The sequence below is a fragment of the Nocardia goodfellowii genome (genome assembly GCF_017875645.1).
GTDB classification, from domain to species: domain Bacteria; phylum Actinomycetota; class Actinomycetes; order Mycobacteriales; family Mycobacteriaceae; genus Nocardia; species Nocardia goodfellowii.
In genome coordinates, this window is the sequence record NZ_JAGGMR010000001.1 from 6,917,371 (window position 1) to 6,941,075 (window position 23,705).

Annotated in this window: 20 protein-coding genes, 1 tRNA gene and 1 pseudogene; 2 read left to right on the plus strand and 20 right to left on the minus strand. The window is 66.8% G+C overall.

Annotated features, from left to right (window positions below):
- Positions 1–17 precede the first annotated feature (17 nt).
- A complete protein-coding gene (locus BJ987_RS32070) occupies positions 18–614 on the plus strand; it encodes a TetR/AcrR family transcriptional regulator (RefSeq protein WP_209896794.1) in 597 nt (198 codons plus the stop codon).
- Between the two features lie 78 nt (positions 615–692).
- Here the strand turns inward: BJ987_RS32070 and polA are convergent, their stop codons facing one another.
- From polA to BJ987_RS32110, 9 genes and pseudogenes are all read right to left on the minus strand, one after another.
- On the minus strand, positions 693–3,437 hold the full coding sequence (gene polA, locus BJ987_RS32075; RefSeq protein ID WP_209896795.1) for a DNA polymerase I: 2,745 nt from the start codon (positions 3,435–3,437) through the stop codon (positions 693–695).
- Between the two features lie 56 nt (positions 3,438–3,493).
- Positions 3,494–4,510, minus strand: a complete 1,017-nt coding sequence (locus tag BJ987_RS32080; RefSeq protein ID WP_209896796.1) for a neutral zinc metallopeptidase — start codon at positions 4,508–4,510, stop codon at positions 3,494–3,496.
- A gap of 85 nt (positions 4,511–4,595) precedes the next feature.
- On the minus strand, positions 4,596–6,272 hold the full coding sequence (locus BJ987_RS32085) for a DUF885 domain-containing protein (RefSeq protein WP_245366228.1): 1,677 nt from the start codon (positions 6,270–6,272) through the stop codon (positions 4,596–4,598).
- Positions 6,273–6,344: 72 nt separating this feature from the next.
- On the minus strand, positions 6,345–7,040 hold the full coding sequence (locus tag BJ987_RS37580; RefSeq protein WP_245367690.1) for an ABC transporter ATP-binding protein: 696 nt from the start codon (positions 7,038–7,040) through the stop codon (positions 6,345–6,347).
- 228 nt (positions 7,041–7,268) lie between these two features.
- A pseudogene (locus BJ987_RS37585) lies at positions 7,269–8,222 on the minus strand (ABC transporter ATP-binding protein); the annotation flags it as partial.
- Positions 8,219–9,652 (minus strand): branched-chain amino acid ABC transporter permease, encoded by a 1,434-nt coding sequence (locus BJ987_RS32095; RefSeq protein WP_209896799.1) that lies wholly within the window; start codon positions 9,650–9,652, stop codon positions 8,219–8,221. The gene BJ987_RS32095 and the pseudogene BJ987_RS37585, both read right to left, overlap by 4 nt.
- On the minus strand, positions 9,649–10,716 hold the full coding sequence (locus BJ987_RS32100; RefSeq protein ID WP_209896800.1) for a branched-chain amino acid ABC transporter permease: 1,068 nt from the start codon (positions 10,714–10,716) through the stop codon (positions 9,649–9,651). The genes BJ987_RS32095 and BJ987_RS32100 overlap by 4 nt, the downstream gene beginning before the upstream one ends.
- Positions 10,717–10,818: 102 nt before the next feature.
- Positions 10,819–12,015: a branched-chain amino acid ABC transporter substrate-binding protein gene (locus tag BJ987_RS32105; RefSeq protein WP_209896801.1), complete on the minus strand. Its 1,197-nt coding sequence runs from the start codon at positions 12,013–12,015 to the stop codon at positions 10,819–10,821.
- Between the two features lie 249 nt (positions 12,016–12,264).
- A complete protein-coding gene (locus tag BJ987_RS32110; RefSeq protein ID WP_209896802.1) occupies positions 12,265–12,882 on the minus strand; it encodes an ANTAR domain-containing response regulator in 618 nt (205 codons plus the stop codon).
- Between the two features lie 226 nt (positions 12,883–13,108).
- On the opposite strand from BJ987_RS32110, the gene BJ987_RS32115 reads away from it, so the two are divergent.
- Positions 13,109–13,192 (plus strand) — tRNA-Leu (locus tag BJ987_RS32115).
- A gap of 46 nt (positions 13,193–13,238) precedes the next feature.
- Here the strand turns inward: BJ987_RS32115 and BJ987_RS32120 are convergent.
- From BJ987_RS32120 to BJ987_RS32170, 11 genes are all read right to left on the minus strand, one after another.
- On the minus strand, positions 13,239–14,420 hold the full coding sequence (locus tag BJ987_RS32120) for a tyrosine-type recombinase/integrase (protein WP_460745670.1): 1,182 nt from the start codon (positions 14,418–14,420) through the stop codon (positions 13,239–13,241).
- Between the two features lie 334 nt (positions 14,421–14,754).
- Positions 14,755–15,561, minus strand: a complete 807-nt coding sequence (locus BJ987_RS32125) for a hypothetical protein (RefSeq protein ID WP_209896803.1) — start codon at positions 15,559–15,561, stop codon at positions 14,755–14,757.
- Positions 15,562–15,668: 107 nt separating this feature from the next.
- Complete coding sequence (locus BJ987_RS32130; RefSeq protein WP_209896804.1) at positions 15,669–15,890, minus strand: hypothetical protein; 222 nt, start codon at positions 15,888–15,890, stop codon at positions 15,669–15,671.
- A complete protein-coding gene (locus tag BJ987_RS32135; protein WP_209896805.1) occupies positions 15,887–16,282 on the minus strand; it encodes an SLOG family protein in 396 nt (131 codons plus the stop codon). The genes BJ987_RS32130 and BJ987_RS32135 overlap by 4 nt, the downstream gene beginning before the upstream one ends.
- Positions 16,282–16,983 (minus strand): DUF2786 domain-containing protein, encoded by a 702-nt coding sequence (locus tag BJ987_RS32140; protein ID WP_209896806.1) that lies wholly within the window; start codon positions 16,981–16,983, stop codon positions 16,282–16,284. The genes BJ987_RS32135 and BJ987_RS32140 overlap by 1 nt, the downstream gene beginning before the upstream one ends.
- Positions 16,980–17,495: a hypothetical protein gene (locus BJ987_RS32145; protein WP_209896807.1), complete on the minus strand. Its 516-nt coding sequence runs from the start codon at positions 17,493–17,495 to the stop codon at positions 16,980–16,982. The genes BJ987_RS32140 and BJ987_RS32145 overlap by 4 nt, the downstream gene beginning before the upstream one ends.
- Positions 17,492–19,240 (minus strand): hypothetical protein, encoded by a 1,749-nt coding sequence (locus BJ987_RS32150; protein WP_209896808.1) that lies wholly within the window; start codon positions 19,238–19,240, stop codon positions 17,492–17,494. The genes BJ987_RS32145 and BJ987_RS32150 overlap by 4 nt, the downstream gene beginning before the upstream one ends.
- A gap of 63 nt (positions 19,241–19,303) precedes the next feature.
- Positions 19,304–19,861 carry a hypothetical protein gene (locus BJ987_RS32155; RefSeq protein WP_209896809.1) on the minus strand — a complete coding sequence of 186 codons (558 nt, stop codon included), beginning with the start codon at positions 19,859–19,861 and terminating at the stop codon, positions 19,304–19,306.
- The gene (locus BJ987_RS32160; protein WP_209896810.1) at positions 19,858–22,062 is read right to left on the minus strand and encodes a hypothetical protein; all 2,205 of its coding nucleotides are present in this window, start codon (positions 22,060–22,062) and stop codon (positions 19,858–19,860) included. The genes BJ987_RS32155 and BJ987_RS32160 overlap by 4 nt, the downstream gene beginning before the upstream one ends.
- Positions 22,059–22,874 (minus strand): hypothetical protein, encoded by an 816-nt coding sequence (locus BJ987_RS32165; RefSeq protein ID WP_209896811.1) that lies wholly within the window; start codon positions 22,872–22,874, stop codon positions 22,059–22,061. The genes BJ987_RS32160 and BJ987_RS32165 overlap by 4 nt, the downstream gene beginning before the upstream one ends.
- Positions 22,871–23,665, minus strand: coding sequence for a hypothetical protein (locus BJ987_RS32170; protein WP_209896812.1), 795 nt, complete (start codon positions 23,663–23,665; stop codon positions 22,871–22,873). Before BJ987_RS32170 ends, BJ987_RS32165 begins: the two co-directional genes overlap by 4 nt.
- Between the last annotated feature and the right edge of the window lie 40 nt (positions 23,666–23,705).

Here is a 23,705-nt window from a genome sequence, read left to right on the forward strand (position 1 = left end):
GTTATCCTGCACTCATCATGACCGCAACCCGCGCACGCTCGTATCACCACGGCGACCTCCGCGCCGAGCTGTTGCAGCGCGCCGAAGCCACGCTGCGCGAATCCGGCGTCGACGGGTTGTCGCTGCGCCAGTTGGCGCGCGACACCGGAGTCAGCCACGGCGCGCCCACCCGCCACTTCCGCGACAAACAGGCGCTGCTCGACGCGCTCGCCGTCGCCGGATTCGAGCGCCTCGGCGCCGATTTCGAGAATCTCGCCGCCGCCGGGTCCACGACCGACCCGATGCGCGCGATGGCCCGCACCTACCTGCGCTTCGCCACCGAGAACTCGGCCCTGCTGGCCTTGATGTTCGCGCGCCGGCACAGCCCGGTGGCCGGGGACGTCATGTCACAGGCGGTCGACCGCGCGTTCGCGGTACCGATCAGCCTGATCGCCGACGCGCAGAGCCGCGGGGAGATCATCCCCGACGACCCGCGCCGAATCGCCCTCACCGCAGTCGCCGCGCTCCAAGGTCTGGCGACTTTTCTGAGCTCCGGGCTCGTCGCCGCCGAAGCGGCGGAGGAGTGGCTCGACGGCCTGGTCAGCCACGTGATGCTGGGTCTGCGACCGCGCTGAGGACGCTGCGAAAAGCGACCGCAGAGCCCATCGCCCTGGCGCCTCGGCCGCGCTGAAAGCGCGGTACCGGGCGTCGACTCAGTGCGCGGCGGAATCCCAGCTGCGGCCGGTACCGACGGAAACGTCGAGCGGCACCGAGAGCGCGATGGCCGAGGCCATGTTCTCCCGCGCGAGGGTTTCCAGTTGGTCGCGCTCGCCCTCGGCGACCTCGAAGACGAGTTCGTCGTGGATCTGCAACAGCATCCGGGACCGCAGGCCCGCTTGCCGAATGGCCTTGTTCACGTTGATCATCGCCACCTTGATGATGTCGGCGGCGGTGCCCTGGATGGGGGCGTTGAGCGCCATGCGTTCGGCGGCCTCGCGGCGCTGGCGGTTACTGGAATCCAGGTCGGGCAGGTAGCGCCGGCGGCCGAAGAGAGTCTCGGTGTAGCCGACCTTGCGGGCCTGATCGACGACGTCCTGCAGGTAGTCGCGAATGCCGCCGAAACGCTCGAAGTAGATGTCCATCTGCTCCTTGGCCTCCTGCGTGCTGATCTTCAGCTGCGCGGACAGACCGAACGCGCTCAGACCGTAGGCGAGACCGTAGGACATGGCCTTGATGCGGCGGCGCATCTCCGGATGCACCTCCGAGAGCGGAATGTCGAAGGCCTTGGAGGCGACGAAGGTATGCAGATCCTCACCGGAGTTGAAGGCCTCGATCAAGCCTTCGTCGCCGGAAAGGTGGGCCATGATGCGCATTTCGATCTGGCTGTAATCGGCCGTCATCAGCTCGGCGTAGCCGGGGCCGACGACGAAGGTGTCGCGGATCTGGCGACCGGTGTCGGTGCGGATGGGGATGTTCTGCAGGTTCGGCTCGGTGGAGGAGAGCCGGCCGGTGGCGGCGATGGTCTGGTTGAAGGTGGTGTGGATGCGCCCGTCCTCGGCGACCGACTTGAGCAGTCCGTCGACGGTGACCTTCAACCGCGTCGCGTCGCGATGCTCGAGCAGATGCTGCAGGAAGGGGTGTTCCGTCTTCTCGTACAGCGATTCCAGCGCGTCGGCGTCGGTGGTGTAGCCGGTTTTGGTGCGCTTGGTCTTCGGCATGTCGAGCTCGTCGAACAACACCACCTGCAGCTGCTTGGGCGAGCCCAGATTGATCTGCTTGCCGATCACCTCGTAGGCGGCGTTGGCCGCTTCGCTGACCTTGTCGGCGAACTGGCGTTGCAGCAGTTCCAGCTGCTCGACATCGACGGCGATGCCCGCGTCCTCCAAGCGGCCGAGCACATCGAGCAGCGGCAGTTCCATATCGTCGAGCAGCGGCACGGATTCGATCTGCTCGAGCTCGGTGTCGAGCGCCGCGGCGAGATCGAGCACCGCGCGGGCGCGCAGCATCTCCGTCTGCGCGGCCTCGGCGTCGATCGTGTCGGCGTCGTCGAGCAGCGAAAGCTGTTGCGTGTCATCGGTTTCGGCGCGCAGCTCACGGCGCAGGTAGCGCAGCGAGAGATCGTCGAGATTGAAGCTGCGCTGGCCGGGACGGACCAGGTAGGCGGCCAGCGCGGTGTCGCTGGTGAGCCCGCCCAAGGTCCAGCCGCGCCCGCGCAGCATGTGCATGGCCGACTTCGCCTCGTGCAGCGCCTTCGGCACCGCCGGGTCGGCCAGCCAGGCGCCCAGTGCCGCTTCGTCTTCCGGGGTGAGCACGGTGACATCGATGTAGCCACTCTGGTCGTCGGCGGCCGCGATGGCGAGCGCCTTCACGTCACCGTTGCCCGGGGTGCCGTTGCCGACGATGGAAACACCGTGGCGCACACCGGCCACGGCATGCTCGGCGAGCCAGGACACGACGCCGCCGATTTCCAGGGCGCCGCCGCTGATCTCGAAGCCGGACTCGGCCTCGGGCTCCTTCGGCGCGAGAGTTTCGAACAGCCGGTCGCGCAGCACCCGGAATTCGAGGTCGTCGAAGAGTTGATGGATCTTGTTGCGATCCCACGGTTGCTGGGCCAGCTGATCCGGGGTGTAGGGCAGCGGGACATCGCGGACCATCTCGGTGAGTTGCCGGTTGAGCACCACGCTGGACAGGTTGGCGCGCAGCGCGTCACCGACCTTGCCCTTCACCTCGTCGACCTTCTCCACCAAGGTGTTCAGATCCCCGTACTCGCGGATCCATTTGGCGGCGGTCTTCTCGCCCACGCCGGGGATGCCGGGCAGGTTGTCGCTCGGGTCGCCGCGCAGCGCCGCGTAATCCGGATACTGGGAGGGGGTGAGGCCGTACTTCGTCATCACCTCGTCGGGGGTGAAGCGCGTGAGATCCGAGACGCCCTTGCGCGGGTAGAGCACGGTGACATCGTCGGTGACCAGCTGGATGGCATCGCGGTCGCCGGAGACGATGAGCACCCGGAAGCCTTGGGCCGTGGCCTGGGTGGTGAGCGTGGCGATCAGATCGTCGGCCTCGAACCCGTCGATCGCCATCACCGGAATGCCCATCGCGGCGAGCACGTCTTTGGTGAGCTCGACCTGGCCGCGGAACTCATCCGGGGTCTGGCTGCGGTTGGCCTTGTACTCCGGATACGCCTCGGTGCGGAAGGTTTTGCGGGACACGTCGAATGCGGCGGCCACATGGCTGGGCTTCTCGTCGCGCAGCAGGTTGATCAGCATGGCGGTGAATCCGTACACCGCGTTGGTGGTCTGCCCGGTGACGGTTTTGAAGTTCTCCGCGGGCAACGCGAAGAACGCGCGATAGGCCACGGAATGGCCATCCAGCAACAGCAGCGTCGGCCGCTCCCCCGGCGCTTCGACGGAGGTGCCGGCTGCGGAACTCGGACGCTGATCGGTGGTCGCTGGAGTCACGTGTCAGAGTCTATTGAGACCCACCGACAAGTCCACGGCAGGGCGGGCATCACTGCTCACGCCACGTACGGTGCGGCCGAGTACCAGGTGTTGCACTCGGAGGTGTCGCCCAGATCGGCACCCCATTTCCACCAGCCCCACACATTGAAGTCGGTGCCGTGCAGCCGGGCGTAGCCGGGCCGGTCACCGGCCACCCGGGTGACGCGCACCGCCTCGTCCCAGGTCTGCTGATCGATATCGGCGCGACCGTGATTACTGCCGAAGAACATTCCGGCGAAGCACGCGGCCTGCAGGTCCAGGCGACGGCTCTGTTCCTGGCCGGCTCCGGTATGCCAGCCGACCGCGGTGCGTTTGTCGAGATAGGCCCGCATGACGCCGATCAGCGATTGGATGTGGTGGCCGTACTCGTGGGCGAGCGCGGCCAGCTGGGCCCCGCGGCGAGAGCCGCTGGTCACCGTGCGTAACCCGTCGAGCGGCAGAATGATCGTCTCGTCGATCATGCAGTAGAGGGATTCGGCGGTGTCGCCGTCCTCGCGGGCGCACGGGCTGCTGAGCGTGCCGGGCTGCTCCGGCACGGCCAACCGCGGCGAGCGGAACGGCAGGCCCGCGCCGCGCAGTGTCGGCTCCCACGCGGCGTCCAGGCAGTCGATGGCGGCGAGATAGAACGCGCGGGCCGCGGTGGCGTCGGCGCCCCACCCGGGCAAGGTGCAGTCGACCCTGGTCAGCCCGACGTGCTGGGCGAACAACGGATGATCGGCCAGCGCCTGCACCTGCCGGCTGGACGGGAATTGCGCCGCACCGGATAGTCGCACCGGGTCCACCGGCGCGGCGGCATAACCTGCCGGTTTCGCGGGATCCGAGGGCGCGCCGGTGAATCCCGGCCCGGACGCGAGTCCCGCGCCGAGCGTCAGCCCGGCGGCCCGGTCGGTGGGGCGGGGCGCACCGGCGGGCCAGCCGGCCGCCACCACGAATCCGACCATCGCGATGATCGCGATCGCACCGCAGATCGCGGTGATCGGGAGCCCGTGCCGGTTGCCGCCGGGTGGCCGGCGAGATGTCAACGGCTGGTTCATGTTTCCCCCTGACCAAGGTCCGTCGACGCCCTTCTATGGAAGCCGACGAGACCGGGGCCTGCAACTCGGACAGGCCCGCTCCGGGTCACAGTGTGGCAACGAGTTCCCGCAGCACCGGCAGGCTCACCGATCCGGAGCCGAGCACGATGTCGTGGAAACTCTTGATATCGAAGGCGTTTCCGAGCTTCCGCTCGATATCGGCTCGCCGGGATCGGATTTCGATCTGTCCGACCTTGTACGCGACGGCCTGTCCGGGCATGGCGATATAGCGGTCGACCTCCATCCGGATGTGACCCTCACCCACCGGCGCATTGGCGATCATGAAATCGACGGCCTGCTGACGCGTCCAGCCCAGGGCGTGGATACCGGTGTCGACAACCAACCGGCAGGACCGCCACGAGTCACCGGCGAGCATGCCCAGCCGTCCGAGATCGTCTGCGTACAAGCCCATTTCGTCGGCCAGCCGTTCTGCGTACAGCGCCCAGCCCTCGACGAACGCGGTATTGGCGAAGGACTGCCGCTGGAATCGCGGCAGGTGGTCGAGTTCGTTGGCGATGGCCAGTTGGAGGTGATGCCCCGGGATGGCCTCGTGGTAGGCGACCGAGGCGGTTTCGTAGCGCAGCTGCTCGGTCGGCTGGTAGCGGTTGACGAAATACGCGCCCGGACGAGAGCCGTCGGCCGGGGGCGGAAAGTAGTAGGCGGTAGGCGAATCCGCTTCCAGGAACTCCGGTACCGGCACGATGTCACAGGATTCCCTGGGCAGCCGCCCGAACCAGTTCTTCATCTCCGCGGTGGCCGCGGTCAGGGCGCTGCGCGCGTCGGTCATGATCTCGTCGGCGTCGCGGTAGCGCAGGTCCTGGTCGGTGCGCAGCCGGGTGAAGATCTCCGTGAGGTCGGCGGTACCGAATCGGCGCGCCCCGATCTCCGCGTATTCCGCGCGCAGCGCCGCCAATTCGGCGAGGCCGGTGCGGTGGATCTCCTCGGCGCTCAGCTCGGGCAGCGTGGTGTGCTCGCGCAACAACCGGGTGTAGATGTCCGCGCCGTCGTCACCGAGCCAGCACAGTCCCGCGCGCTCGTCCGGGCGCGCGACGGGCAGCAGTTCCTCGGCGAGCGCCTCCCGGTAGCGGCGGAAGCCCGGGCGGATGACTTCGGCTGCCACCTGGGCCAATTCGGCGCGCCAGGCTTCCTCGCCGTCCCAGTCCGGCGGACCGTCGAGGGTGACGAACGCGTCACCGGTGAGATCGGAATCCAGGTAGCCGTCGAGCTGATTCAGCGATCGCCGCACGGTGATCAGCGCCGGCGCGCGCCCCGCGGCCAATCCGGCGCGGAAGCGTTCCACCGCCTGGTCCAGCATGGTGCCGATCTGGCGATGCCGTTGCACCAGCGCCGTCGCGTGCTCCGGTTTCAGCGCACTGATCTGCGGCGCCATGGTGAGCAGCTGCGCGTGCACGCCCGCCATCTGATCGGAGGCCATTTCCAATGGCCGCCAGGACAATTGGTCGATCGTGCCGGTCAACTCGGCGTGCAACAGGCTGCGCGTGATCCGGTCCTGCGCGCTCAGCGCCTCCGGATCCAGAGCGTCGACCCGGGCCAGCAGGTCGCGGTAGGTCGCGCTGATTCGCGCTTCGGCTTCGGCGGACAGGTCTTCGATGCGGTCGTCGAAGCGGTGGTCGCCGAGCAGCGTCGCGGCGGTGGGCGACGCTTCGAGCTTGCTGTCCCAGTATTGGTCGGCTAGGTCGATCAACTCTTCGCGGGAGTTCATGGAGGCCATCATGCCCGCAGGACAGCGGCGGCGCACCGGAAATCCGATGCGCCGCCGCTGCTCAGGCCGAAACTAACCCACACCCAGATAGGCCGATTTCACCGCCGAATCGACCAGCAGATCGCCGCCCGTACCGGACTTGGTGACCTCGCCGGTCTCCAAAATGTAGGCACGGTCGCTGCGCACCAGGGCCTGCTGCGCGTTCTGTTCCACCATCAGCACGGTGGTGCCCTGCCGGTTGATCTCGCTGATGATCCGGAAGATCTGCTGGATCACCATGGGCGCCAACCCCATCGACGGCTCGTCGAGCAGCAGCAGCCGGGGCCGGGCCATCAGGGATCGTCCGATCGCCAGCATCTGCTGCTCACCGCCGGACAGCGTGCCGCCGACCTGCTTGCGGCGTTCGGACAGACGGGGGAAGAGCTCGAACACCCATTCGAGGGTCTGGTCGCACTCCGCCTTCACCTTGAAAGGCCGACCGTAGCAACCCATGTCGAGGTTTTCCTGCACCGTCATGCCGGGGAACACACCGCGGCCCTCCGGCGCCTGGATCAGCCCGTCGGTCACCCGTTCGTGCGCCTTCACACCGGTGATGTCGCGGCCCTGGAACAAGATCTTGCCGCGGGTCAGCGGCAAGAGCCCGGACAGCGCCCGCATGGTGGTCGTCTTGCCGGCGCCGTTGGCGCCGAGCAGCGTGACCAGCTCACCCTCCGCCACCTTCAGCGAAATGCCGTGCAGCGCTTGGATTCTGCCGTAGTTGACGACCATGTCCTGGACTTCGAGCAGCACCGGAGCGTCGCTGAAATCGCGATCCGGCGCGTCCTTGCCCGCCTTGCGCACCGACACCGGTTCCGGCCCGCGACCGGGCTCCGGGATCGGCAGCACCTGCGTCGGCGAATCCGCCGGATCCGTTGCGGGAGCATCGGTTCCGGCTTCCTCGCTGGGCGCGGATCCGGTATCGGCGCTGGGGGCGGGTTCGGCTTCCGTGGCCCGGGCCTCGTCATCGGGCACACCCAGGTACGCCGCGATCACGTCCGGATTCTCGCGCACCTCCGCGGGCAGGCCGTCGGCGATCTTGCGCCCGAACTCCAGCACCACGATCCGGTCCGTCACACCCATGACCAGGCGCATATCGTGCTCGATGAGCAGCACGGTGAACCCGTCGTCGCGGATCTTGCGGATCAGATCCATCAGCGCGGCCTTCTCCGCCGGGTTGAACCCGGCGGCCGGCTCGTCCAGGCACAGCAGCTTCGGCTCGGTGGCCAGGGCGCGCGCGATCTCGAGACGACGCTGATCGCCATAGGAGAGATTGCGTGCCTTCTCCACCGCGCGCGGTGCGATGCCGACGAATTCGAGCAGCGCCATGCCGCGCTCGATGGCGTCGCGCTCCTCGCGCCGATGCCGCGGCGTACGGATGATCGCGCCCGGCACCGAGGTCTTGTGCCGGGCGTCGGTGCCGACCACCACGTTCTCCAGCGCGGTCATCTCGTTGAACAACCGCACATTCTGGAACGTGCGTGCGATACCGAGCCGGGTGATCTCGTTGCGCTTGGACTTCGTGAGCGGCTTGCCATCGAAATACACGAGTCCCGACGCCGGCTTGTAGACACCGGTGATCGCGTTGAAGCAGGTCGTCTTACCGGCCCCGTTGGGTCCGATGAGACCGAGGATCTCCCCGCGGCGGATCTCGAAATCCAACGAGTCCAGCGCGGTGAGACCACCGAATTTCACGGTAAGGCCCTCGGTACGCAGCAGTGGCGCGCCGACCTCGGTGTCGATTTCCCGGTGCGGCGCAACCACTTCGGCGACTGTTTCGGCATCACCGAGTTCCGGGATCACCGCGGTGAGGTCGACCTCGCCGGCGCTTTCCGCCGGCTCCGGCGGCGCGACATGACCGGCGGCCATGTCCTCGTTGTCGAACAGCGCGTCACCCGCGCCCGGGCCGGTCATCGTCCCGCTCCGACCGTCTCGGGCTGGGCCGGGCGGCGCACCGCCTGGTAGACCTGCCGGCCGTAGGTGAGCAGTTTCTGCCGCACCGGGAACAGACCCTGTGGACGCAGAATCATCATCACCACCAACGCGATACCGAAGTACAGATATTTGAGGTCGCCGAGCGACTGCGCGCCGCCCGGCCGGAACAGCAGCACACTGCCTACCAGCAATGCGCCCATGACGCCGGTGAACACCATGCCGCTCACCACCAGCCGTTTCGGCCAGCCGCCCAGGTCTCGATTCTTCTGGGCCCACTTCCAGTACAGCGCCAAGGCGATGAACGCCGCCACATCGAGGATGAGCAACGTGTACCCGGTGGCCTCGTCGTTCACCATTCGCACCGACGCCAGCCGGTCCGGTAGATAGGCGATGATGAACGCGCCGGCCAATACGCCGAGTTTGTTGCCCTGGCCGCCGATCACGACCGCGCAGAGGAACAGCATCGAGTTCACGATGTCGAACCTGGTCGGGTTCACGAACTGCACCTGCCCGGCGTAGATCGCGCCCGAGATACCGCCGACCGCGGCGCCGATCATGAATGCCCACAGCTTGTATTTGTAGGTCTGCACGCCCATGATCTCGGCGACGTCCTCGTCCTCGCGGATCGCGACCCAGGCGCGGCCGACCCGGCTGCGTTCCAGGTTGCCGACGATCAGCAGCATGACGATAATCAGCGCCATACCCAGCCAGTACCAATAGGTTCCATAGCTGGCGCGGTCGAGCAGATTCGACGAATCCGGGTCACCAACATTGCCCGCGGAGAACACGCCGTTGGGCTTGGCCTCGGACTCACCGATGCGCGGGTACGCCACCTCGGACAGACCGAGGCTGCCGTTGGTGATCTCGCCGAGGTTGTCGGCGAGCAAGCGGACGATCTCACCGAAGCCCAGCGTCACGATGGCGAGGTAGTCACCGCGCAGCCGCAGCGTCGGTGACCCGAGTATCAGCCCGGAGAACGCGGTGACCAACGCGGCCAGCGGCAGACAGGCCAGCCAAGCCCATTTCGGGTCGAGCCAGCCGCCGTCGGTCTGATTCCACGGACTGTTCTTGGAGGTGAGCAGACCGACGGTGTACGCACCGACTGCATAGAAACCGACATATCCGAGATCGAGCAAACCTGCCTGGCCGACAACGACATTGAGGCCGATCGCGATCAGGCAGAACATCGCGACCTTGGCCATCACCAAGCCGAAGTTGTAGGCGGGGGTGTCCACCAGCGGTGGCGGGAACAGCGGCAGCAGCGCCAGCAGGATGATGAACGGCACGCCGACAGCCCACTGCCCGGGACGGCTGAGGCCATCCCACCAGGTGCGCAGGGCGTCGCCGATACCGCGACGTTCTTGCGGCGCGGGCGAATCCGGGCCCGCGGCTTTGGTCAGGTCCGTCATGCCCGTGCCCTTCCGAGACTTTCGCCGAGGATGCCGGTCGGGCGCACCATCAGCACCAACACCAGCACCACGAACGCGACCACGTCGCGCCACTGGGTGCCGAAGAACAACTGGCCGTACTGCTCCACCACGCCGAGGATCAGGCCGCCGAGCAGCGCGCCGCGCAGGTTGCCGATACCGCCGAGCACCGCCGCGCTGAACGCCTTGATGCCGAGAATGAACCCGCCGGAGTAGATGATGCCGTTCGGAATCTTGATCGTGTACAGCAGCGCCGCCGCACCGGCGAGCAGGCCGCCGATGAGGAAGGTCAGCATGATGACCCGTTCCCGGGACACGCCCATCAGGGTCGCGGTGTCCGGGTCCTGGGCCACGGCGCGAATGCCGCGGCCGAATTTCGTTTGGTTGATCAGGTATTCGGTGCCGATCGCCAGCACCACCGCGGCGAGCACGATGATGATCATGATGTTGGTGACGGACGCGCCACCGAAGTCGAACAGATCGGTCTGCTCGACCAACTGAACACCCTGCTGGGCATTGGTGCCGCCCAGCGCGGTACTCCCGATCGGGCCCGCGCTCTCGGGCAACTTCATCTTCGGCAGGATGAAATGCACGAATTCTTGCAGCACGAACGACATGCCGATGGCGGTGATCAGGAAGCTCAGCGGTTTCGCGCCGCGGCGGCGCAGCGGGCGGTACGCGACGCGTTCCAAACCGACAGCGGCGCCGCCGGAGACCAGCGCGCCGATCAAGCCCGCACCGACCAGGAACACGATCGTCAGGGCAGCGCCCTGGGAATACACGTCGGGCGCCGGCGAGAACCCGAGAATCATCAAGCCGATCAGCTGCCCGAACAAGCCGAGCATGAACACTTCCGAGTGCGCGAAATTGATGAGCCGCAGCACGCCGTAGACCAAGGTATAGCCCACGGCGACCAGAGCGTAGATAGCGCCGTAGGTCACTCCGTCAACGGTCAGTTGCCAGAAGTTGTCGATGACCCCGTTGTAATTGAAGTCGATCGATCCGCCGAGGATTTGTACTCCCTCGGCCAATGCTGTTGATGTCATGCGTATTTCGCCCTCATCCATTCGCCCGGGTCACGAAAGCAGCACGCATGGGTTCGCACGAACCCCATGCGTGCTGCGCTGAAGTGCCCGCGGGCTACTCCACTACTTGACCGTGTAAATCCAGATGAGCGCTTTGGACAGCTCGCCGTTCGGGCTCCACTTGTAGTGGCGGGCCAGGCCCTCACCGTCGTAGTTGCGCACGAACTCGAGCAGATCCGGGCGAGTAACCTTGCCGCTGTCGATGCCCTTGAACAGGATCGTCGCCAGGTCATAGCCCTCGACCGAATACACGCCGGGCGCCTCGTTGTTGAGCGCCTGGTAATCCTTGGCGAACTTCTCCGGGGCCGGGCCACACGGGCAGGTGAGGGTGGCGCCCTTGGCCGCGTTACCGGCCTGCCTGATGAACTGCGGGTCGTTCACACCGTCCGGGCCGACGAAGATTGACTTCACACCGGCGGCCTTGAGCTGCGACGCGAACGGCGCGCCCTCGGCGTAGTAGCCGGCGTAGAAGACCGCGTCCGCGTTGGCCGCCTTGATCTTGGTGACGGTGGCGGAGAAGTCCTTGTCGCCGGCCTTGACGGCGGCGGCACAACTCGGGTCGGCGGCAGCGCCGAGGCCTTCCTTGATGCTCTTGGCCAGACCGGTGCCGTAGTCGCTGTTGTCCTCGACAACGCAGACCTTCTTGTAGCCGGCCGTGTTGACCAGGTACTTGCCCACCGACGGGCCCTGCACGTCGTCATTGGCCAAACCGCGGAAGAAGTGCGTCCAGCCGTTGCCCGTCAGACCCGCGTTGGTCGCCGAGGCCGTGGTCGCCACCAGGCCCGCGTCGCTGAGGATCTTGCCGGTCGCCCTGGTCTCACCGGAGAACGTCGGGCCGACCAGGCCGATGATCGACTTGTCGTTGATGATCTGCGGAATCACCGAGGTGGCCTTCTGCGGATCACCCTCGGTGTCGAAGGCCTTGTACTCGATCTTGCACCCGGGGTTCGCGTCGTTGTGCGCCTTGAGCGCCACCTTCACGCCGTAGTCGATATTGATGCCGAGCTGCGCGTTCGGGCCGGTCAACGGGCCGGCGAAGGCGATCGCCGTGCCCGCGGGGCAAGTCGCTTTGCCGTCACCGGCCGGGTCGACGGCCTTGGACTGCGACGACGCCGCCACTTCCTTGCCGTCGGTATCGACCTGCACGACCGGCGCGATGGTCAGAGCGCCGCCGTTCTCGGTCCCGGTCGCCTTCCCATCATCGGTCGACTTGTCACTGCATCCGGACAGCACCAGCGCGGCGGCAGCGCTGAAAACCAATGCGCCTCGCGTGGAACGACTGCGCCATGTCGAACTAAGCACGTCTCACCTCTAAGTCCTGCTGAACCCCCGGCAACCCGAGGGGGCCGATCGCATCGGCCCGTCCAGAACATAGCGTTGGTACGTTAGATCCGCATCACATTCGCGTGATGCGGATGACCTTATTTCGAAGGTTTTCGGAAGATCGTGTAACGACTGAGCAAATTTTCCAGCCCCCAGCGACCGAGGGCCGGAAACGACCGGCGCTGGTCACTTAGGCGTCAAGTTCTCCAGCACTACCTCGGCTACCGCCTTCATCGTAGTGCGGCGATCCATCGCGGTTCGCTGAATCCACTTGAACGCCTGCGGTTCCGAGAGACCGTGCGTCTGCATCAGCACACCCTTGGCGCGCTCGACCAGCTTGCGGGTCTCCAGCCGGTCCGACAGATTGGCGACTTCGCTCTCCAGCGCGGTGATCTCGTGGAAGCGGCTGGCGGCCAATTCGATGGCGGGCACCAGATCCGATTTGGTGAACGGCTTCACCAGATAGGCCATGGCGCCGGCGTCGCGGGCCCGCTCCACCAGATCCCGCTGGCTGAACGCGGTCAGGATGACCACGGGCGCAACACGTCTGGACGCGATCTCGGCGGCGGCGTCGATCCCGTCCCGGCGCGGCATCTTCACATCCATGATCACCAGATCCGGGCGATGCTCCACCGCCAGATCCACCGCCTGCTGGCCGTCACCGGCCTCACCGACGACCAGATAGCCCTCTTCGGTCAGCATCTCCACCAGATCCATCCGAATGAGCGCCTCATCTTCAGCAACGACGACTCGCTTCGCCCCGGCGTCGCGCTTCGCGCCGGCGCCCCCTGCTGTCTCACTCATAGGTAGACCCCTCTGGTTCCGATGCCTGTCCCAACGCACCGCACGGCAGCCGAGACCGATCTACCCAAGCCTCCGCCCGCCCGCCGCGGGCGTCGAGTGATGTAAAGAGTACCGTTCACCCGCGCTCAGACCGTATATACCCTGCGCAAACCGGGTGGCGGTGACACAAGTCGCAACCGGTTCGCGGTTTGGGCTCCCGACCCGCTATAGTTCTCTCCCGGTGCTAGCCGATGTGGCGGAACTGGCAGACGCGACGGTCTCAAAAACCGTTATCCGAAAGGATGTGTGGGTTCGAGTCCCACCATCGGCACCGAGGTGGCGGCCCCTTTTTGGGAGCCGCCACTGGTCTTTCTCCCTCATGCAGTCCGCAATTGGTCCGCAGCAGCTTTCGCTCCGGCATCCATCCCGTCGGCCACGGTGTCGAGATCATCCGGGAACAGGTGCCCATAGAGATCCAGGGTCAGCGTCGCCGTCTTGTGGCCCAGCATCTTCTGCACCACCTTGATGTTCGCCCCAGCGCTGATCGCCAGCGATGCGGCGGTGTGCCGAAGGCTATGTGGCACAACACCTTCCAAACCCACATCTTTCGCCGCCTGATCGAACACCCAGCGGAATTCCGTTGAGGTCAGGTGACCGCCCTTGTGGCTGCCGAATACGAACGCGTCGGGTCGGCGGCCGCTCAGCAGGCTTTTCAACTCCTCAGCGAGGACCCGCGGCACCGGCACCGATCGGGTCGTGTGGTTCTTCGTATCGGTCTCCACCATGCCTGCGCCGGTGACCCGGGTGGCCGAGCGGCTCACCCGGATTCGCCGGTTGTCCACGTCGACGTTTGCCACCCGCAAGGCAATTGCTTCGCCGAACCGAATGCCGGTATAGGCCAGAGTCATTACCAGCGGCCGGAATCGGCCGGCGACCTGCGCCACTCGCATTACTTCGAGATGTGTCAGATAACGCCGCTCCCCCGACAGCATCGACGGCAGATCGATATCCTCCGCTGGATTCACTGCCAGCCGCTTGGCCTTCACCGCGAACCGCAACACCTGGCCGAGGACCTGATAGGACTGGATTACCCGGGACGCCGACAGCCCGCGGCCCTCGAATCTCGAACTCCCCGACACCGAGAGGTTGACCACCCATTCCTGGATGTCCTCGAACTCGATTTCCCGCAGCGGCACCGCCCTCCACCGTGGCAGCACCACAGTGTCGAGCAGCGAGCGATATCCTGCCACGGTCTTCGGCTTCCGGAACTTCTTGGTGGCGAACCATTTTTCGGCCACCACCTCGAAAAGCACACCACTACGATCCGGGTCGACCCAGGTGCCGGTGACCACCTTTGTGGTCACGTCGCTGTCGAGGAACTTCTTGGCATCGTTCTTCACGGTGAACGAACGGTGGCGTTCGATGCCGTTCGGATCGACGTAGCGGGCACGCCACCGCTTGCCTTTGCCGAACCGCTCCTCGGACTTGACCTTCTCCTTCTTTTTCTTGCCCGTGACGGGATCGACGACCACCACGGTGGGGAACCAACGGTCCTCGATGCCGACTCGTGGATTTCGGCGCGTGGGTGGCCGTCGGGATGTCTGCGGGCTGTCGCGGTCATCCGGCTCATCGTTTGTGCTGTCGCGGCGGTGGTCCGGGGCCCTCACGCGACACCGCCCCGTGCCGTGAGCTGTTCCTGCTCGGCGACCCATCCTAGAATTGCTGATTCGCGCCATACTCGCCGACGCCCCAATTTGAAACTGGCTGGGCCGGAACCGATGTGGGCCCAGTAGCGCCACGTCGCGGCCGGAATGCCCGTCAGGGCTTCGCAATCCTTGGCCTGTAGCAATCGGTCCGGACTATCTGTGCCGAAAGGTGGTCGTTTGTCCTCGTTCATTCTGTACTCCTGTCTGTGGTGTATTCCTGAGCGGCGATGAGAGTGCGGGTCACCGTGGACGAGTTGAGTTCGACTCGCTCCGCTATGCGAGCGTGCGACCAGCCTTCGTCGTGGCGGAGATGCAAGATCTCGGCGACCTTGCCCGGGTCGCGGCGGCCGGCGGGGTCCGCACTGCACAACTGCTCCGCAACCGCAATCCACCGGTTGGGTAGTGCACTGGCCTCGATTTCGATGCGTGGCCCGGTTTCCAGGTCCGGATTCGTCGCCGCGGCGGTCAGTTCGGTGGACATGGACCGGGTTTCGGTTCGGGTCTCGCGCACCGAGACGGTGCGTACCGGTTCCGCGTTGTGCACCACCGGCTCTGGGTCGTGCACGTCCGCCACCGACTGGTGCGCACCGTGGTGCTCGCGCAGGATCATGTGGGCCAAAGCAGCTCCCATACCGAGAACCACGACGGGCAGGCAGGCGACGAACACAGTGAGCGGCCACGGCGCGCTGGTCACGTGCGCGGCTTTCATGAGGTGGTAGGCGGCCTGCCCGCCAGCGCCCAACGCGAGTGCCCCGAACGCCGAAACCTTCGCGTAGCTGCGGGTTCGGTCGGAACGGATGCGTCCGGACAACCACACGTAAAGGGCGAAGGAGGCGTACGCCTCCATCCCTATCGGAAGCGTGATCGCGGTGTTGAGAGTGAAGTTGTCCACAATCCCGGGCAGCGGATGCACCGGCCCGAACCCGGTCAGCTGACCGAGCCCCACCCAGCCGGACCAGATCGCGACGAACGCCGGCAGGGCGAGCAGAATCACCGGCCATGCGCGGACAGGCCGCTGCGCACCATGTTGTGCACCAGAGGGTGCGCGCTGGTGCGCAGCGTGATCGCTGCGCACCGCGTCTGCACCGGAGTGTGGTCCGGTCACGCTTCACCTGCTCGGCGGGGCGGGATCCTGTCGGCGTAATCGGGGGTGGTGAGCAGCTGGACGTGCGCACCGATGCCGTGGGTCATGTGGGTGATGAGGGCTTCGAGGTCATGGTCGTTGAGGTCGCGGATGATGTTGTCGAGGGCGGGGTGGCCGCCTGTCGCCAGCGCGGTGATGGCGGTGGCGACTAAGCGCAAGACGCGGCAGGGTTCGCTCACCACAGGCCACCCTGCTCGCTCGGGCCACCCGGGGGCACGATCCGTATGGGGATCCCTGCGGTTTTTGCGCGGTTGATGCAGTCGTGGGTGCCGCGGGAGCTCGGGAGTGGGAAGGCGAGGACGAGGTCGGCGCCGAGCTCGACCATGTGGGCGTTGCGGATCGGTCCGGCTGCCTTGCCGTGGCGTTCCCAGTCGGCGGGGTGACGTTCTTCGGTCACGTCGGTGTGACGGATGCACCAGTTTCGTGCGATGCGGTCTGCGCCGTGTGGGTTGTCGCCGTGGACAACGGTGAGCGCGATGTCTTGGTTGTGGTGTTCGGCCAGTGCCTGGTGGACGGTGGTGCGGTCGGTCCAGCTGCGGGAACCGGTGAGGAGAATGCGTAGCTTCTTCATCAGCAGGCCTCCTGGTCGATGGGTGGCTCGTAGGTGGCGCTGTAGAGCTTGGGGGCGGCGAAGTTCCGCGCCGGGGGTTCACCCAGGCCGTCGTAGCGGATGGTGCCTCGGCCGCCGACCTCGGGTTTGCGGGTGCCGGCGTCGAGGCAGGCGCCGATGAGGGCGTCGGCGATGCCGCTGCGGACCCACATCTTGCGCAGGCCGGGGCCGTAGGGCTTGGTGGTGCCGTCGGTTTGGATGATCAGGATCGGCACCATGCGCGGGGTGCCGTCTTCGTTGAATTTCGTGGCCTTGGTGTGGAAGTCGCGGTCGGGCTCTTCCTCGATGGCGACGATGTAGAACTTGATTTCGGTGCCGGGTTCGCTGTTGCGTCCGAAAGCGGCGCGGGTGCGCGGGGTGAAGGCGTGGCGCATGGTGCCGTCGGTGGCCGGGCGGGTGGGCTTGGTGGTGGCGGTGTTGGGCATGGTCGTGGTTCTCCTCGGCGTCGTGGTGGTTTTCGTGGTGGCGGCGGTGGGCGTGACTTGGTCGTCGGGTCGTGGCGGTTGCGGTGTGGTTTGGGTTTGCGAGGTGAGCGGTAAGCCGTGCTGGCTGGCGAGTTCGTCAGCTTTGGCGTAGAAGAGGGCGGCTTCGGGGGTGCCGTCGACGCTGGCGGCGTGGGCGCGGAGTTTGGCGACCTTGTCGCGGGCTTGCGTGGGTGTCACCGATCCAGGCCCTCGATCTGTGGGCGGGAGTTGACCGGCACGGGGCGGGTTTCCGTCCGTTCCGGCAGCAAGGCCCCGCCGCGTTGATCTCCGGCACGGCGTGAATCCGAGACGACGTGCAGGCCATGGCCGGCGACCGACCGCAGTGGTGCGGCCGCTCGCCGATCCATTGCGGGGATCTCGGTGGATGCCAGTGGATCCGGTTCGGAGGTCGGGTCCGGGCGCGTCAGGTTCGTGGAGGTCATGTCGCGCTGATGGCGTCCGGCCCGTAGGCGCTCGTAGAGGTCGTCGGGGATCTCGGCGTACGGTTCGAGTGCCTCGATCGCGGCGTCGGGAGTCTCGATTTCGCCTGGCTCGTTGCCCAGGTCGACGGGCATGATCTCCTCGCCGTCGGCGTCGAGGCCGTCGAAGACCTGCGCGAAGTAGGTCTTCAGGGCTGGCTCGAAACCGATGTAGACCTCGATTCCGCGGTCGGCGTGATCGTCGTTGGGTTGCAGGCGGATTCGGCTCATCGGTCCATCCCGTTCATCGCCGGCCGTGGGAGGACGGGACCGTGGAAGATCGGGCGGGCCAGTTTCGGCCCGGGGGCGGGCATCGCGGGGGTGTGGGCCGGATGCTGTGCGTTGAGGTCGTGTTCGGCGAATTCGCGCACCAGGTTGGTGTTTTCGGTGCGCAGCTGGTCGTTCTCGGTATGGGCGGCGTGCAGTTCGGCGCGCAGTTGTTCCAGTTCGGCCAGCGGGGTGCGGTTGTGCTCGGTGCGGGCCTGGGAGACCTCGTCGGTGACCATGCCGCGCGGGCCGGCCGTGCTGAAGACCGGGAGTTCGTTGCCCGGCCGGTAGATACGAACGGCGAGTTCGGCGTCGGCGGGCCAGCCTTGCTTGTCGTTGCCGATCTGGTCCAAGGCCCATCCGTAGCCGTCGGAGAGGGTGCTGACAGTGCCGCGGTCGACCATCTCCGGGTGTTTGGTCACGAACTCTGTTGTGCCGACGACGACTTCGTAACCCGGATCCTGCTGGACCTGGTCCCGGCTGGCGGGTCGTTCCTGTTCGCTGCGGTCCCGGCCGGCCTCGCGCATGGCCGCGTACGTGGCGTGCACGGCGTCGGGTGCCGCTGCCGGCCTGGGCTCGGCAACGTCGTCGCGGGTCCGCTCAGGGGTCGGGCTTCGATCGGGTTGCGCGCCCAGCCGGTCGGTCAGCTCGCCGTTGATGTCGCGCAGGTCGTCTCGTTCGGCTGTCATCGCAGACAGTTGCCGGGCCAATCGCTCGTTCTGTTCGGCGAGGTTGCTTCGGCTCGGGTGAGCCGATTCGATGCCCTGCTCTTGCAGGAGCGCTTGGCCTTCGCGGCGGATGCCATAGGCGAGGTCGATGTTGTTCAGGGCGGTGGCCATCAGTTCGGCGTGCACGGCACCCAGCTGGTGCGCATCGGCGATGAGCACATCGCGGTACTCGCTGGCGCGCCGGTCGTAGGCGGCCATGTCCTCGGGCGTGGGATCGCCGTGATCGGGGCCGAACCGCAGTTCGCTGTAGCGGCCGATCCGTTTGGACAAGTCCCGCAAGGTGATCGGGCGCGGGACGCCGCTGGCGGGGTCGCGGTGCAGGCCGGGGTAGTCGGCCGGCACGTAGGAGATCGGCTGGTTCGGGTCCGGGGTGAACAACCAGTCGGGCCGCTGCCGACGCTGCTCGGCCTGGGCGGCGCGTTCGGCGTGCAGCTCGTTCCACTGCTGCAATCGGCGCTGTTCAGCCGGGCCGGCCAGCCCGGCGCGCAGTCGGGTGATGCCGTCGGCCAGCTTGGCGCGCAGCGTGGTCAACCCGCTCGGTTTACCGAATATGTCTTTGATTGGCGCGTGGCGGTCGGCATGGATGCCGTCGATGGCCTGGCTGACTTGGCCTCGCTCGACTGCGGTCAAGTGTGCGGTGTTGTAGATGCTGGTGCGCAGGCGGTCGTGCGCGACGGCGAGTTCGCGACGGCGCTCGAACCAGGTTTCCTGGGTGTCCCAAGCGTGGACTGGGCTGTCCTGCACTCGTCTCCACCGGTATTCGATGACCGCGCGCTGCATCCGCGCCCGTTCGAGGGCGTGGGCGTGTTGCTGTTCCTTGGCGTCGGCCTTGACCGCCTGGTTGATCTCGCGGCGCACGCTGCGCGGCACCCGGGTAGCAGTCGGGTTCATGGTGCGCCAGGCGCTGATCAGATGGGTGATCTGGGTGCTGAGCCGGGATGTGCTGCGGGTGATTTCGTCCACCTCGTTGGTGTCAGGCATGGGTATCGGTCTCCTTCGCTGTCGGTGGGTGGGATTGGTCGGTGGCGTGGTGGAGGGCGTTGGTCATCGGATGCCGCCGCGGCGCTGCTGGTAGATCTGGCGCATGCTGGGGCGGCCGTGGTTCTGCCAGATCGTGTAGGCGCTCCAGCCGGTGCCGTAGACGCACCAGGCGATGCCGATGGCGGCGCCTGCGGTGAGGAACGCGCACACCGCGATGACCACGACCACCGCGCCGGTGGCGGCCGGTCGCCACCAAAACACCAGCCAGGCGCGCAGCCGCAGAGCGGTATCGAGCAGCGGGTCATCGAGGTCGTCCTCGATGGTGTTGCCGGGCAGGGTGGCCAGGTCGCTGGGGTCCGGGACCGCGGCGAGATGCCGACGCCGACGATCCGGCGTGTTGCGCGGGATCGCATCGGGGAACATCGCGAAAAGTTGTCCGGCACTGGGAGTTTCGACGTCGAGTCGGTCGGATTTGGGCGCTTCGAGCGCGCGGTCGGGGCCTGGTTGTTCGTCGGGGGTGAGGGGTTCGGGGGTGGTCATAGGTTTGTCCTCCTGGTCGTCGTCGTTGCTGTCGTCGGGGTTGTGGTTGTCGTCTGGGCGGCCGAAGTCGCGTTCGCTCATGCGGGTGCTCCTTTGCCGTGGATGAGGGCGGAGCCGGCGCGCAGCCACCTCCCTCCCCGCGAGTTCGCCTGTCCGGGTACGGGTTCCATCGGGCGGAGCGCGATGTCGTCGGGGTTCAGCGGGGTGATGCGGCCCCAGGTGGCGGTGCCGGCGTGGACGTAGACGCAGTCACCGGGTTCGAGGCGCCGCAGCAGGTTCGGGTCGACCAGCAGCGCGTCCTGCATCCGGACCTGGCCTTCGTCACCGTGGCGGTCTTTGAGGGTGTGGCGTGACGGTTCCAGTGCGCGGCGGGTGCCGTAGAGGTTCACGATCTCGTCGGGGCCTTCCATCCCGAAGCACAGCAACCCACCCGACCACGCCTTCATCAGTTGTTTGGCGTCGCGGTCGGTTCCGGCCAGGGATTCGAAGGAGTGTGCGCCGACGATGCAGGCCACGCCCTGAGAGCGCAGGGCTTCGCAGGCGTCGGTGAGGCTGGCGCCTTCGGAGACGCGGCTGAATTCGTCGATGGTGAAGGTGATCTCGCAGCCGTGCGGGGTTGCGGCGACCTGTTCGACGAGTTTGATGACCGCTTTGGCCTGGGAGATCGCGACCGACTTCTGGGCGGTGCCGGGCACGGTGATGAACCAGTAGTCCTTGTCGAGCAGGTCGAACGGGCCGTCGAAGACGCCGTCGAGTTCACGGAACAGGTTGTCGAAGCGCGCGGTTTCGGCGGGCAGGACGGGCTGTTTGCCGTCGTTGGCGGCGATGATCGCGGTCAGTTCAGAGCGGTACTCGGCGTCGGGTGGCATGACGAAGTGGCCCTTACCGTTGAACTCGCCACCCCAGGCATGCCACAACCAGGCCGCGTCGAAGCGGGCCATGAACTCCTTGGAGTTGCCGGGCGTGTTCTGCCCCGGTCCCTTGCCGGTCTCGGGGTCGGGGGCGTCGACGACCAAGTGCACCAGCGAGACGCGAAGTTCCTCGTAGAACTTCTGTGCCGCGTCGCTGGCTTTCGCGGTCGGGGCGAGGTCTTCGATGACGTGGCGCATAGCAGCGGCGGCCAGCCCCCACAGTTTGAGCTTGTCCGCCGGGACCATCGCGATCCTCGACGGATGCACTCCGCCGGCCATCAGCGCGGCCTTCAGGTCGGCGTAGGTGACCAGGTCCTCGATGCCGCCCTTGCAGGACAGGAAGATCCCCACTGCACGTTTGGGCTTGATACCCAACGCTTTACGCACTGCGGTCGGCTTGGCCGCGGCAGCGAGATAGCGTTCGTGGGTGGCCATGTGCGCGGCCACGCTCAGCCGGCACTCCCCCGTGGTTTTGCCGGTGCCCGGCCCACCCAGGACACCGATGTGTTTGCGGACCGCGCTGTGCGGCAGCGTGAACAGCGTGTCGGTGGTCGAACCCAGTTCGCCGGCCACGGATTTGCGGTGCTGGGAAACCTGGAGGGCGCGACGTCCGAGGACGATCTGGCGTTTGCCCCGCCCGCGGCCGGTGACGATAGTCAATGGTGTGGCGCGGGTGGCGAGTTCACGGGCGGCGGCGAATTTGGCGTCGATCTGGTGGCGCTGGGCGCGTTCGGTGCGCGGTATGTCCTTCTTGCCGATGGTGTGCAGGCGGTGGCAGCGCTGTGCCCACCACCAGGTCGCGCACAGCAGCGACAGCGGCAGTCCGGCGACACTGAATTCGAGCAGTCCCGGAAGCCAGTCCCCATCGGCGACCAGCGAGCCACCATGAATGAACAGTTCCAGCGGCGTCCATGGTGAGCCGCTGACCGCAATGGTGGTGGCGGGCAGGATCAGGGATCCGGCGGCGTAGTTGCGGACGCGGGCCGGTTCGTACTCCTTGCGCCGGATCTGCCACGCGCAGGCAGCGAACGCGGCGCCGGTGAGCCCGGCCGCGGTTCCAGTGTCTGCCAGGAACGCACCAACCTGGGGCAGCCAGTCGGCGTCGGCGGAGGTGGCGGGGTCGTGATTGTCAAGGAACTGCAACCACTTCGGCTGCGGCGCACCCGAAACCGGATCTGGCGTGACCGCCTGCGGCTGCCCGCTCGGCGGCGTTGGCTGGGCTCCGCAGTCCTGTGGGGTGATCAGGGGTTTGCATTCATACACCGGTGCGCGAGCGGGAACTCGCGGGGCCGGCGCGACAGCGGTGGGTCCGCAGTCTTCTGCGGTGATGAGGGGTTTGCAGGCGGCGAGGAACTTTTCGAACGAAGTCATCGGGCGCGGTCCTCCTTTCGGGTCGGCGCGGTCGGCAAGTCAATGGAGCGGTCCTCGATCACCCGAGTAAGCGACCGCAGCCGGATGTCCGGTTCGGCCCCGATGCGTCCGGGCTTGATGAGGTCGTCGACGACGACGCGTTCCAGGGCGTCGCCGATGCGCTTGCTGCCGTAGAGGTAGAGCAGCCCGTCCCCGAACTGTCGGGCGCGCTGGTAGGCGTTGAACACGCTGTCGGCCAGCCGTTTTCGTGAGGGACGCTTCAGGGTCAGTTCGACCTCGACCGATAGCCATTGCCCGCGGTAGCGGTAGCGTCCGTCGTGGACGTGCCCGCGGGCGATGCCCTGCTTGGTCGCAGCCACGGTGTCGGCGCGGTCGGCGAGGATCGGTGCGCCGGGGCGTTGCCCGGCCGCGATCGCGGCGTCGCGCAACAGCTTTCGTTCCGGCACCCACAACCCGGTCTCCAGCCCGCACAGTGCGGCGCGCACCTTGGCGACGGCGAGTTTGTGGGCCAAATTGCTGCTGGTCGGCTTCCAGCTCGACACCGGATACCCGAGCCGTTCAGCGGCCACAGCCGGACGCGGCCACACCACGGTCACTTCGCGCTCGGCGTTGTCGAGGAAGATGGAAACCGAACGCAGCACGGCGAATTCGTCGCGCCAGCGTTCGATAAGTTCGTAGGTGCGGCGCCGGCCAGTCCCACACAGCAGGCTGACGGTGGCGAAATCCAGCACCCACTGCTCGGCGGCGAACACGGTCACCTGCTCGTCACGCTCGGTCCACCGCGAACGCGAATTCGGTCGGGAACGGTTCATCGATCCAGCCCCCAATCCTGTTCTAGCCGTTGCGGTGTGGCGACCGTGCTGCGCTGACGCTGGCGGACCACTGAGCGTTCGGTAATGCCGAGCTGGTCGGCGATCTGCCACGCCGGTGCCCCGCTGGTGGTCAGCTGCTGGATCCGTTCGTGGCGTTCAGCGCGTGCCGACGCCGGGGTCCAGCGGGCACGCACTGGCTTCGCGGTGGGGTCGTCGATGCTGTCTTCGTCCCATTCGAACGGCAGCGGCCAGCGGTGAGCGCGGCCGTGAGCACGCGCCCGATCCGACGGTCCCGGAATCATTTGCAGCCGTTCGAACAACGCTTTGACGGCCCGTTCTCGTGCGGCACTGATCGTTTCGCCGGTGCAGCCGCCGGCGGTGTTCGGTCGTCCGACCAGGCCGCTCATGGTGGCACTGGCGGGACTGATGCCGAGTTCACGTGCCAGATGGGCTTGCGGGTAGCCGTGGGCGACGAGCGCCTGGACACGCCGCTGGGCACCCAGGCTCGGCACGAGGGCGTTGTCGGCGACGACGTCAGCGGCCCGCTCGGGCACGGGCACCGCCAGGATCGCCTGTTCGACCTCGCTGGAGACCCGTTCCCAGTCCGGGCGTGCCGCGTTGGCGATCGTGACCCGATCTACCCCGGCCAGCGCCTCCAGCTGATGCGGTCGAATTCCTGCCGCTTTCAGGCGCTCGATATGGGCACGGACCTTGTCGGCGGGCACCCGGGGCTGCCAGCGCCCGTAGGCCTGTTCGCGGCGGCGGAACCGTTGATAGCTGGCCTGGCACATACCGCGGCTGTAGTCGCCAGGGCCACCGCAGCCACACGAG